Genomic DNA, 11801 nt, shown 5'->3' on the forward strand with positions numbered 1-11801 from the left:
CCTTCGTCGTACTCCGTCGTACGTCGGAGTACGACGGACGAGACCTAGATGCGGACCTCGACCGTGCCGGCCAGCCGGTCGTGCAGACCGCGGCCGTCGCGGTCCCAGATCAGGGCCGGGATCGCGAGGAAGAGCAGCACCGTGCGCAGGGCGGAGCGCCACGGGCTGACCCGGCCGGTGTCCAGGGCGAGCACGCGCAGGCCGAACAGGCGCTTGCCGGGCGTGAAGCCGACCGTCCCCACCGTCAGCACCATGAGCGTGAACATGATGAGGGGGGCCCAGATCTGCGCCGCCTCGTTGTAGCTCCGGGTGACCAGACCGTATGCGATCAGCAGGCTCAGGCCCCAGTCGACGGCCAGGGCGCCCAGCCGGCGGCCCGGGCGGGCGATGGAGCCGGGGCCCTCCTCGGGCAGACCGAGCTGTTCGCCCCGGTATCCGAAGTCGACACCGGCCTCTTCCGCGGCCGCGCGGGGCCCGGAAAGCCACGATCCGAGTGCTTGCCTGTTGTCCACCCGTCCACGGTACTGCGCCCGTATATGACCGGAGCACGGCGGGGTGCGTCGGGGCTACGGTGGTAGGAGGGCCGGTTAACTTGTGCGAAACAAATGAGTCACGCCCGAGAAATCACCCGTCCCTAGGGTCGAGACCAGCGTGTGCCACCCGCACTGGCCGCACGAACGAACTACCACCCCGGCGGGACGGTCGGGAGTAGGAGGAGCTGGATGTTCCAGAACGCCGACGAGGCCAAGAAGTTCATCGCGGACGAGGACGTCAAGTTCATCGACGTCCGCTTCTGCGACCTCCCGGGCGTGATGCAGCACTTCACGGTGCCTGCGGAGGCGTTCGACGCTGACGAGGAGCTGGCCTTCGACGGCTCCTCGATCCGGGGTTTCCAGGCCATTCACGAGTCCGACATGGCGCTGCGCGCGGACCTGTCGACCGCCCGGGTCGACCCGTTCCGCCGTGACAAGACCCTCAACATCAACTTCTTCATCCACGACCCGATCACGGGCGAGCAGTACTCCCGCGACCCGCGCAACGTGGCGAAGAAGGCCGAGGCCTACCTCGCCTCCACCGGGATCGCCGACACGGCGTACTTCGGTCCGGAGGCCGAGTTCTACGTCTTCGACTCCGTCCGCTTCGCCACCAGCGCGAACGAGTCCTTCTACCACATCGACTCCGAGGCCGGCGCCTGGAACACCGGCGCCGTCGAGAACAACCGCGGTTACAAGGTCCGCTACAAGGGCGGCTACTTCCCGGTCGCGCCGGTGGACCACTTCGCCGACCTGCGCGCCGAGATCTCCCTGGAGCTGGAGCGGTCCGGCCTGAAGGTCGAGCGCCAGCACCACGAGGTGGGCACCGCCGGCCAGGCCGAGATCAACTACAAGTTCAACACGCTGCTCGCCGCCGCCGACGACCTGCAGCTGTTCAAGTACATCGTGAAGAACGTCGCCTGGCGGAACGGCAAGACGGCGACCTTCATGCCGAAGCCGATCTTCGGTGACAACGGCTCGGGTATGCACGTCCACCAGTCGCTGTGGACCGGGGGCCAGCCGCTGTTCTACGACGAGGCCGGTTACGCGGGCCTGTCGGACACCGCCCGCTACTACATCGGCGGCATCCTCAAGCACGCCCCGTCGCTGCTGGCCTTCACCAACCCGACGGTGAACTCGTACCACCGCCTGGTGCCGGGCTTCGAGGCGCCGGTGAACCTGGTGTACTCGCAGCGCAACCGCTCCGCGGCCATGCGTATCCCGATCACGGGTTCCAACCCGAAGGCCAAGCGCGTCGAGTTCCGCGCGCCCGACGCCTCCGGCAACCCGTACCTGGCCTTCTCGGCCCTGCTCCTCGCGGGCCTGGACGGCATCAAGAACAAGATCGAGCCGGCCGAGCCGATCGACAAGGACCTGTACGAGCTGGCTCCCGAGGAGCACGCGAACGTCGCGCAGGTCCCGACGTCCCTCGGCGCGGTCCTGGACCGCCTGGAGGCCGACCACGAGTTCCTGCTCCAGGGCGACGTCTTCACCCCGGACCTGATCGAGACGTGGATCGACTTCAAGCGCGCGAACGAGATCGCCCCGCTGCAGCTGCGTCCGCACCCGCACGAGTTCGAGCTGTACTTCGACGTGTGATCGACGCCTGGTCGAGGCCCCACGCCCGCGCCCCCGCTGCCGTACGGACAGCGGGGGCGCGGGCGTATGTTCTATTCTTCTGACAGGAGCGCACACGGGGGTGGAGCGGCGATGCCCGAGCACGGACAGGACGGTCAGGAGCGCGAGTTCGACCTGAGATGGGCGGACGAGGCCGAGCACAAGGAGCCCTCGGCGCGCGCCCGGATGCTCGCCGCGCGCTGGAAGGACAATCCCCCCGGCCCGGTGCCGTTCCGGCCCGACCCGGAGCACGTGGGACGGCGTCGGCGGTCCTCGTGGGTCTCGACGGCCCTGGTGCTCGGCTGCGTGGCCGCGGTGATCGTGCTGCTGGGGTACGTCAACGTCCGGGCGCCGTACTAGGCGACCGGGATCACACGCCACGTGGACGAGAACGTCTCGCCGGGGAAGCGGCTGCCCTGAGGCCGGCGGAGCGCCCCGCGCCGGAGCGGTCCCGGCACGTGCGGATCGCCGCGTACCGGTTGCCCCTCGCGCGGGGTGCGGCCGTGCCGGTGCCGGAGGATCTCGCGCGCCCGGGCGGCTGCTAGCGTCCGTCCCGTGGGTGACAGCGTGTACGTGGGGAACGCCGGTGCGGACGCGGCGCTGGACCGGGGGTGGCTGCTCGGGCACTTCAAGGAGGCCGGGGATCCGCGGCACAGCGAGGCCGTGGAGATCAAGTGGGGGGTCCATCCGCGGGGCGAGGAGCGGGCCGCGTGGGTGCGGGGCGAGGAGCGGACCGCGCTGCTGGTGCTGATCAGCGGGCGCTTCCGTGTCGAGCTTCCGGGGCGCAGTGTGGTGCTGGAGCGGCAGGGTGACTACGTCGTGTGGGGGCGCGGTGTGGACCACTCGTGGGTCGCGGAGGAGGAGTCGGTGGTGCTGACGGTGCGGTGGCCGTCGGTGCCCGGCTACGCGGTGTCCGCGGGCGGCTGAGGCCTTTGCCCGCCCTGGGGCCGTGCGCGACCCGTCCATGGGGGCGCGGGTGCACACTGGCAGTGGGACGAGTTCCTGACTGCGGGGTGAGGCAGATGCACAGCCGCTTCCGGAGCGACCGGCGGTTGACCGCCCGGATGGGGATCACGCTGTTCCTGCTCGGGTTGCTGTACGTGGCGTTCGTCGCCGCGCTGATCGTGCTGCTGAAGTCGTGGGTGCTGGTGGTGGTGGTCGCGGCGGCGCTGCTGGGGGCCCAGTACTGGTTCTCGGACCGGATCGCGCTGTACGCCATGCGCGGCAGGGTCGTGGAGCGGGAGGAGTATCCCCACCTGCACGCGGTGGTCGACCGGATGTGCGCCCTGGCCGACATGCCCAAGCCCGTGGTCGCCGTCTCGGACATGGACATGCCGAACGCGTTCGCGACCGGGCGGAACGCCGACCACGCCGTGGTGTGTGTGACGACCGGGCTGCTCAGGCGGCTGTCCCCGGCCGAGCTGGAGGGCGTCCTCGCGCACGAGCTGTCGCACGTGGCGCACAAGGACGTCGCCGTGATCACGGTCGCCTCCTTCCTCGGGGTGATCGCCGGGCTGATCGTGCGGTTCGCCTTCTACTCGCAGCTGTTCGGCGGGGGCCGCCGGGACCAGAACACGGCGGTGATCTTCGCCGCGGTGATGGGGGTGTCGGCGGCCGTGTACGCGATCAGCTTCCTGCTGATCCGGGCCCTGTCGCGCTACCGGGAGCTGGCCGCGGACCGGGCGGCGGCCCTGCTGACCGGCCGGCCCTCGGAGCTGGCCTCCGCGCTCACCAAGGTCTCCGGCGACATCGCCCGTATCCCGACGAAGGACCTGCGCACGGCACAGGCCTTCAACGCCTTCTACTTCACACCGGCGCTGGGCCGCGACCCCGTGGTCGCGCGGATCTTCTCGACCCACCCGAGCCTGGAGCAGCGGCTCGAACAGCTGGGCCGGATCTCCGCCGAGCTCGGTGAGGCGGCGGCACCGGGAGGAGGGTGAGCGGCACATGGGGCTGCTGGACATCCTGCTCGGCCGGACGAAACCGGCCGTGGCGGATCTCGACCGGCTCTTCGCGCTGCCGTCGGCCGCCGTGACCCTGGAGGCCGCGGTCGGCTTCACGCCGACCGGCGAGGGCGCGGTGTGCTTCGCCACGGTCGAGGGCGCCGCCTTCGAGCAGTCCCACCGCGAGGTGCAGGCGCTGCTGGACGCCGACAGCGACCGCGACGGCCCCCCGGTGGAGCTGCGACGGGACGACTACGGCTACTCCTGGCTGGTCTCGCGCCGCGCCCCTGACCAGCTGGCGGCCCTGGTGAACGACCTGCACGCCGTCAACAGCCAGATGGAGGTCAACGGGTTCGGCCCCCAACTGCTGTGCTCCCTGGCCGGTTTCCGGGACCGGTCGGACCGGCGGCTGGCGCTGGTCTACCTCTACAAGCGCGGCACCTTCTACCCGTTCGCGCCCCTGCCCGACGGGTCGGAGCGGCGCGACAACGCGCTGGAGCTCCAGGTGCGGGCCGCCCTCGCCGACGACCTGCGCATCGAACCGGACCTGGGCCGCTGGTTCCCGGTGTGGGGGGCGCCCGGTCTGTGAAGCCCTCTCACCGGGACCGGCCGCGTGAGTGAATGGCCGGATGAGTGAGCTGATCCCCTTCACCCACACCGTCGACGGCGAACGGCTCAGCGGGCTGTGCGGCGGACCCGCCGACGGGGCGCGGGCGACCGCCGTCCTGCTGCACGGTGCCGGCAACGGCGGCAAGGAGCGGCTGGTGCCGCTGCTGGAGGAGTTCGCCGCACGGGGCTGCCGTGCCCTCGCGTTCGACTTCTCCGGCCACGGCGACAGCACCGGCCGGCTGCGGGAGCTGAGTCTGCGCCGCCGCTTCGGCCAGGCCGTCTCCGTCATCGACGCGCACGCGCGCGTGGACTCGCCGCTGGTCCTGGTCGGCTTCAGCATGAGCGGCCAGACGGTGGCCGACCTGCTGCGGCACTACGGGGACCGGGTGGCGGCCCTGGGGCTGTGCGCGCCGGCGGTGTACACGGGCGAGGCGTGGGACGTGCCGTTCGGAAACGGCGACGGGCGGTTCAGCGAGCTCATCCGCCGTCCCGGCGGCTGGCGCGACTCGCCCGCGCTCGACGTACTGGCCGCGTACGAGGGGCGGGCGGTGCTCGCGGTGCCCGACACGGACGAGGTCATCCCGCCCGCCGTGACGGAGGCCGTCTCTCAGGCGCTGGCCCGGCGGGCGCAGTTCACCCACCGGGAACTCCCCGGTGCGGGACACCGGTTGGCCCTGTGGTTCCGTGACCGGCCCGAGGATCGCGGGGAGTTCGCCACCGCCGTCCTGGCCGGGCTCGACGGGCGCGGCTGGACGGCCACGCGCGCGTGGGTGGCCGCACAGCTCCCGCGGGGCCGTACGGTCGGCACGACGTCCTTCCTGACGGGGGGCTGGAGCGCCCAGATGCGGCGGCTCACCCTGGACGACGGCGGCGAACTGGCGCTGCGGACCTTCGTGAAGCCCTTCTTCCGGCGGCACGCGGCCGCGCTGCTGGCCCGCGAGGCGGGGATCCTCGCGCTGCTGGCGGACCAGGACGGCGTGCCGGCCGCCCGGCTGGTCGGCGTGGACGCGGCCGCCGAGCACTGCGACCACCCGTCCCTGCTGATGTCCGTGCTGCCGGGGCGGGTCCGGGTCGACGAGGAGGACCTCGACGTCCGGGTGGACCTGCTGGCGGCGCAGCTCGCGCGCATCCACCGGGTCGTCCCCCGGGAGCGCCCGCGGGTGTACCAGGCGTGGACGTCACCGGAGCGGGTCGACGCGCCGGAGGGCGGGCTGTGGCAGCGGGCGGTGGACGTGATCCGCCGCGATCCCCCGCCGTACGAGGGCTGCTTCCTGCACCGGGACTTCCACCCTGGGAACGTGCTGTTCACGGACTCGGGCGGCGACGGCCCGAGGATCAGCGGGGTCGTCGACTGGGTGGAGACCTCGTGGGGCCCGGCCGACCTGGACGTCGCCCACTGCTCCACCGCGCTCGCGCTGCTGCACGGTCCGGAGTACGGCCTCGGCTTCCGGGACCGCTACGAAGCCCGGGGCGGCCGGCGGCTGGCCGACGGACCGGACCACCTGTACTGGCGGCTGCTCGACGCGCTGGCCTACGTCCCCGACGCGGCGAAGCTGGCCGGCCCGTGGCGGGAGCTGGGGCGGACCGACCTGACGCCCCGGGTGCTCGGCGGGCGGCTGGAGGCGTACGTGGCCGGGCTGCTGGAGCGGTACGCGGAGGGCCGCTGACGACCCGTTGTCAGTGGTGTCCGCGATGATGCGACCGGGTTCGCGGACGGCGGGAGTGGAGGCCTCATGGGTACGCAGCGGTACATCGGCACGGCGGAGCGACGGGCCCGGCTCGCGCTGCGCCACCGGCTGGCCGGGCCGGCGCGGGCGGGCACGCCCGAGGAGGTCGCCGGCTCCCTGGTCGCCCTGCACGGCACCGACCCGGCGACGGTCTACCTGGCGGTGGGGGCCCGGCTCGCGGACCCGGCGCGGACGGTGGACGCCACCGGGCGCGCGCTCTACGAGGACCGTTCCCTGGTCCGGATGCACGGCATGCGGCACACGGTGTTCGTGTTCCCCACGGCGATGACCGCCGTCGTGCACGCCTCGACCGGTCTGGCCGTGGCCGCCCGGGAGCGGGCGTCGCTGCTGAAGCACATGGCGTCGGCCGGGGCGCCGGACGCGGCCTGGCTGCGGGAGGTCGAGGAGTCGACGCTGGCGGCGCTGGCCCGGCGCGGGCAGGCGACGGCCTCCGAACTCGCCGAGGACGAGCCGCGGCTGCGGGAGCAGTTCGTGTACGCGGCCGGCAAGGGCTACGAGGGGGTGCACACGGTCTCGACCCGGCTGCTGAGGGTGCTGGGCGTGGAGGGGAAGGTCGTGCGCGGCCGGCCGCTCGGCTCGTGGACCTCGGGCCGGTTCCGCTGGACGATCGCACCGGAGCACCCGGAGCTGGACGGCGCCGAGGCGCAGGCGGAGCTGCTGGGGCGGTGGCTGGCGGCGTGCGGTCCGGCGACCGAGGCCGACCTGAAGTGGTGGACGGGGTGGCGGGTGACGGACGTCCGCAGGGCGCTGGCAGCGATCGGGGCCGAGGCGGTGGAGCTGGACGAGGGGACGGGGTTCGTGGCCGAGGGCGACAGCGAGCCGGTCGCCGGGCCGGACGACCCCTGGGCCGCCCTGCTGCCGGGTCTCGACCCGACGGCGATGGGCTGGCAGCAGCGCGACTGGTACGTCGCGCCCGGGCTGCGGCCCCGGTTGTTCGACCGCAGCGGCAACGTGGGGCCGACGGTGTGGTGGGACGGGCGGGTGATCGGCGGCTGGGCGCAGCGCGCGGACGGGGAGATCGTCTGGCGGATCCTCGACGAGGAGGGCGTCGGGCGGGAGGCCCGGGCCGCGATCGAGGCGGAGGCGGCACGGCTGAGCGGCTGGACGGGGACGACCCGCGTCACGCCCCGCTTCCGCACGCCGCTGGAGAAGGAGCTGGCGGCGGGGTGAGCGGGGGCGACGGGGTGAGCCGGGGGGCGGGGGCGGCGGGGTGAGCCGGGGGGCGGGTGCGGCGGGGTGAGCCGGGGGGCGGGTGCGGCGGGGTGAGCCGGGGGGCGGGTGCGGCGGGGTGAGCAGGCACCGAGGGGCGTGACGAGTAGGCCGCGCTGGTGCACGAGGTGGGCGTCGAGCAGTCCCGTGGCGGTACCGGTGCCGACGCGCCCCTGAGCTCGCTGTCTCGACCCTGACTCCGCTGACTCAACCCCGCTGCCTTGATCCTGAGTCCGCTGGCTCAGCCCCGAGCCCGCTGGCTCAGCCCCGAGCCCGCTGGCTCGACCCTGGGCCCGCTGGCTCGCCCCCGAGCCCGCTGACTCAACCGCCGCCTCGCCCCCGAGCCCGCTGGCTCATCCCCGCCGCCTCGCCCCCCGAGCCCGCTGCCTCGCCCCGAGCCCGCTGTCCGGCGCTGAGTTTCCTGTCCGGCCCTTCCTCCATCGAGGCCGGCCCTTCCTCCATCCAGGCCGGCCCTCTACGCCGGCTTCCCCGCGCCCCGTACGAACACCCCCGCCCGCGCCGCGACGGCCGCCGCCTCCGCCGCCCGGTCGGCCACGGCCCCGTCCAGCCGGCCGCCGCTGATCAGCAGGTGGTAGTAGAGCGGAGCGGAGACGGCCCGGATGACCTCCTGGGCGTCCGTCCCCTCGGGCACCTCGCCCCGGTCCACGGCCTGCCGGACGCAGGGGGCCCACTCCCTGACGCGGATGTCGTAGAAGCGGTGCAGGGCCGCGGCGGTCTTCGCGTCACCGGTCGCCGCGGCGATCAGCGCCTTGAACAGCGCGCCCTGCCGAGGGTCGGTCAAGGTCCGCAGGACCAGCCGGGCGTTGGCCGTCAGGTCGCCGAGCAGCGACCCGGTCTCGGTGCGCGGCGCGGACTGCTCGGCCATGTCGGCCAGGAGGTCGGCGACCAGCCCGGTCACCGTCCCCCAGCGGCGGTAGACGGTCGTCTTGCCCACCTCGGCGCGGCGCGCGACGTCGGCCAGGTCCAGGCCGCTGAGGCCCTGCTCGGTCAGGGCGTCCTCGGCCGCCCGCAGCACCGCCTCCCGCACCCGGGCGGTCCGTCCGCCGGGCCGCACGGTCCCCGGCTCACCTCCGTCAGCCATAACGGCACTCCTGTTCCATTAGCAGCCTCACCCTGTTACCTTAGTGACTACTAACGGAACTACAGACCCGTTAATAGGATCGAGAGGGGACCGCGATGGAATACAGGCGCTTGGGCGCGTCGGGGCTCATGGTCCCGGCGCTGAGTTTCGGAGCCGGCACCTTCGGAGGCCGGGGCCCGCTCTTCGGCGCGTGGGGCACGACCGGCGCACAGGAGGCGCGCCGCCTGGTGGACATCTGCCTGGACGCCGGGGTCACGATGTTCGACACGGCCGACGTCTACTCCGCGGGCGCCTCCGAGGAGGTGCTGGGCGAGGCGGTCAGGGGCCGCAGGGACCGGGTGCTCCTCTCCACCAAGACCGGCCTGCCGACGGGCGACGGCCCGGGCGAGGCGGGCACCTCCCGGTCCCGGCTGATCCGCGCCTGCGAGGACGCCCTGCGCAGACTGGGCACCGACCGCATCGACCTGTTCCAGCTGCACGCCTTCGACGCCGGGACACCGGTCGAGGAGGTGCTGGACACGCTGGACACGCTCGTGGCGGCGGGGAAGGTGCGCTACACCGGCGTCTCCAACTTCTCCGGCTGGCAGGTGATGAAGTCCCTCGCGGCCGCGGAGAGGCACGGACACCCTCGGTACGTGGCCCACCAGGTCTATTACTCCCTCGTCGGCCGGGACTACGAGTGGGAGCTCATGCCGCTCGCGCGCGACCAGGGCCTCGGAGCGATCGTCTGGAGCCCGCTCGGCTGGGGCCGCCTCACCGGCAGGATCCGCCGCGGCACACCGCTCCCGCCCGGCAGCCGGCTGCACCGCACCGCCGAGTACGGCCCGCCCGTCCCCGACGAGCACCTCTACGACGTGGTCGACGCCCTGGACGAGATCGCCGAGGAGACGGGGAAGGCCGTCCCCCAGGTCGCCCTGAACTGGCTGCTGCGGCGGCCGACCGTCTCCTCCGTCGTCATCGGCGCCCACGACGAACGGCAGTTGCGCCAGAACCTCGGCGCCGCCTGGAGCCTGACGCCCGAGCAGGTGGCGAGGCTCGACGCGGCGAGCCACCGCCCGGCGCCGTACCCCCGCTCCCCCTACGAGCGCCAGGAGGGCTTCGCCCGCCTCGACCCGCCGCTCGTCGCACCACCCGGCCGGGCGGCATGACGAAGCGCCGGGCACCCCGCGGCACAGGGCGCCCGGCGCTCCGGACCGGCTCGGTCAGCGGGCGTAACGCATGAACGCCCGGACCATGTGGCACGTCGTGGCCGACGGCGGGTGGACGCCGATCGTCTCGGCCGTGTCGCGGATGGTCTCGTCGCGGGCCTGGTTCGGCATGTAGACGCCCGAGTCGAGCAGGGCGATGGCCAGCCGCATGGCCTTCAGGCGGCGGTTGTGCGTGACGTACCACTCGCGGGGCCGGCCGGGCGGCAGCGGCCGCTTCTCCACGGGCGCGTACGGCAGGTCGAGCAGGACGGGGCGCTTCGCGGTGGACTGGGTGGGCAACGGCTTGGGCTTCAGAGCGGCAGCGGGCACAGGCATCCTCCTGTCGCGGTCGGGCGGACCACAGGGACTTCGGCCGTCCCCGGCGCCACCCTCGAACACTTCCCCTATTCTACCGCCGGGCACTGACAACCGGGAGGGCTCCCAGCTCGGCAAAATACCTGATGAGAGGGAGGATTGACGGCACGTCACCACAGGTCCGGGAGGGGCGGACGAGTCACCAGGGAAATCGAACAGACTCCGGAGCGCGTACCGTGAACGGCATGGAGATCTGGATCAACCCGGCCTGCTCGAAGTGCCGCAGCGCCGTGCAGCTGCTCGACGCCGAGGGCGCCGACTACACCGTCCGCCGCTACCTGGACGACGTGCCGGGCGAGGACGAGATCCGCGGGGTGCTCGGCCGCCTCGGACTGGAGCCCTGGGACATCGCCCGGACCCAGGAGGCGGCCGCCCGGGAACTCGGCCTCCAGGAGTGGCCGCGGGACGCCGGCGCGCGGGACCGGTGGATCGAGGCGCTCGCCGCCCACCCGAAGCTGATCCAGCGGCCGATCATCACCGCGGACGACGGCACGGCCGTGGTGGCCCGCACCGGCGAGGCCGTGCGGGACGCCCTGTCCCGGAAGGGAACGCCCGCGTGACGGAGGTCACGTGAGCTGACCGCGCCCACCGGTGAGTCACCGCGTTCGGCATCTCGTACATAGCGGCGTACGCTCCCCTACCTCTTCAGGAGGCGCGCATGTCGCGCAGGAGAACTCTCGGCACGAAGAAGAAGATCGCGCTGCTGGTGAGCACGGCGACCGTGGCGGGAGGCGGGGCCTTCGTCATGGCCGGCACGTCGAACGCCGCGCCGACCCCCACGTCGGCCTCGGAGGCGACGGTCTGCCTGGGCCTCGCCACCGCACTCGGGAACAACCAGAAGTTCATCGCGGGCCAGCGGGCCGCCCGGGACGCCCGGTCCGAGGCCCGGATCGCGAACCGCGAGGCGGTCATCGCCGAGATCCGGCGCAAGCAGGAGGCGTCGGGATGCGAGGTGGGGGAGTCGGCTCAGGACTCCCAGCCGTCGCAGCCCGCGCAGGGCGGCGAGCAGGCCGGGGGCGCGCAGCCGTCCGCTCCCGCCTCGCAGCCCGCCCCGTCCGCCTCCGCGGGAGACCCCGGCGGCGGTGCGGCCTTCGGGCAGCAGGTGTGCAACGGCTCCACGGTCACGCTCTCCGGCGAGGGCGGCGCGCCTGCCGCGTCCAGCAACCGGTTCCCGGCCGGCACGAAGCTGAAGGTCACCAACCTGGACAACGGCAAGTCCACGACGGTGGAGGTCACTTCGGTCTCCGGCAGCTGTGTGCTGCTCAACAACGCGGCCTTCGAAGAGGTCCGTGAGCCCGGCAAGTTCCTGGTCCGCCGGGCCGTGATCGAGAAGGTGGGGTGAGGCCGGACGACCTACCCGGTCACTGAGGCGGCGGCCCACCCCCTCGGGCGCCCCCTCGTACGTGTCCCCGGTCCTGCCGCCCCCGGCCAGGGGCGGCAGGACCGGCGCGTCCGGGCCCTCCGGGGCGAGGCGGCAC

At 73.2% G+C, this 11801-nt stretch carries 13 protein-coding genes; 10 read left to right on the top strand and 3 right to left on the bottom strand.

The features are described 5' to 3' along the window. Nucleotides 1-44 precede the first annotated feature (44 nt). Nucleotides 45-512, bottom strand: coding sequence for an RDD family protein (locus ACFW6P_RS09685; protein WP_386423338.1), 468 nt, complete (start codon nt 510-512; stop codon nt 45-47). A 210-nt stretch (nt 513-722) separates the two neighbouring features. On the opposite strand from ACFW6P_RS09685, the gene glnA reads away from it, so the two are divergent. From glnA to ACFW6P_RS09720, 7 genes are all read left to right on the top strand, one after another. Further along, entirely contained in the window at nt 723-2132 is a 1410-nt protein-coding gene (gene glnA, locus ACFW6P_RS09690) for a type I glutamate--ammonia ligase (RefSeq protein ID WP_386423339.1), read from the top strand. Between the two features lie 111 nt (nt 2133-2243). Then, a complete protein-coding gene (locus ACFW6P_RS09695) occupies nt 2244-2510 on the top strand; it encodes a hypothetical protein (RefSeq protein WP_386354966.1) in 267 nt (88 codons plus the stop codon). Between the two features lie 195 nt (nt 2511-2705). Beyond that, entirely contained in the window at nt 2706-3077 is a 372-nt protein-coding gene (locus tag ACFW6P_RS09700) for a signal peptidase I (protein WP_386354964.1), read from the top strand. A 95-nt stretch (nt 3078-3172) separates the two neighbouring features. Then, entirely contained in the window at nt 3173-4090 is a 918-nt protein-coding gene (gene htpX / locus ACFW6P_RS09705) for a zinc metalloprotease HtpX (protein ID WP_386354961.1), read from the top strand. A gap of 7 nt (nt 4091-4097) precedes the next feature. Continuing rightward, nucleotides 4098-4682: a hypothetical protein gene (locus tag ACFW6P_RS09710; protein ID WP_386354958.1), complete on the top strand. Its 585-nt coding sequence runs from the start codon at nt 4098-4100 to the stop codon at nt 4680-4682. Nucleotides 4683-4722: 40 nt separating this feature from the next. After that, a complete protein-coding gene (locus ACFW6P_RS09715) occupies nt 4723-6369 on the top strand; it encodes an alpha/beta fold hydrolase (RefSeq protein WP_386423341.1) in 1647 nt (548 codons plus the stop codon). A gap of 66 nt (nt 6370-6435) precedes the next feature. Continuing rightward, nucleotides 6436-7620, top strand: coding sequence for a winged helix DNA-binding domain-containing protein (locus ACFW6P_RS09720; RefSeq protein ID WP_386423343.1), 1185 nt, complete (start codon nt 6436-6438; stop codon nt 7618-7620). Nucleotides 7621-8134: 514 nt separating this feature from the next. On the opposite strand, the gene ACFW6P_RS09725 is transcribed toward ACFW6P_RS09720, so the two are convergent. Next, a complete protein-coding gene (locus ACFW6P_RS09725) occupies nt 8135-8761 on the bottom strand; it encodes a TetR/AcrR family transcriptional regulator (protein WP_386423345.1) in 627 nt (208 codons plus the stop codon). Between the two features lie 95 nt (nt 8762-8856). On the opposite strand from ACFW6P_RS09725, the gene ACFW6P_RS09730 reads away from it, so the two are divergent. Further along, nucleotides 8857-9909 carry an aldo/keto reductase gene (locus ACFW6P_RS09730; protein WP_386423346.1) on the top strand — a complete coding sequence of 351 codons (1053 nt, stop codon included), beginning with the start codon at nt 8857-8859 and terminating at the stop codon, nt 9907-9909. A 54-nt stretch (nt 9910-9963) separates the two neighbouring features. On the opposite strand, the gene ACFW6P_RS09735 is transcribed toward ACFW6P_RS09730, so the two are convergent. Then, on the bottom strand, nt 9964-10278 hold the full coding sequence (locus tag ACFW6P_RS09735) for a hypothetical protein (protein ID WP_386354950.1): 315 nt from the start codon (nt 10276-10278) through the stop codon (nt 9964-9966). 230 nt (nt 10279-10508) lie between these two features. Here ACFW6P_RS09735 and ACFW6P_RS09740 point away from each other — a divergent pair, with 230 nt between their 5' ends. Both ACFW6P_RS09740 and ACFW6P_RS09745 read left to right on the top strand, forming a co-directional pair. After that, on the top strand, nt 10509-10883 hold the full coding sequence (locus tag ACFW6P_RS09740) for an arsenate reductase family protein (RefSeq protein WP_386354947.1): 375 nt from the start codon (nt 10509-10511) through the stop codon (nt 10881-10883). A 98-nt stretch (nt 10884-10981) separates the two neighbouring features. Next, nucleotides 10982-11665: a hypothetical protein gene (locus tag ACFW6P_RS09745; protein WP_386354945.1), complete on the top strand. Its 684-nt coding sequence runs from the start codon at nt 10982-10984 to the stop codon at nt 11663-11665. Nucleotides 11666-11801 lie beyond the last annotated feature (136 nt).

The sequence above is a fragment of the Streptomyces sp. NPDC058741 genome, from assembly GCF_042746715.1.
GTDB lineage: Bacteria > Actinomycetota > Actinomycetes > Streptomycetales > Streptomycetaceae > Streptomyces.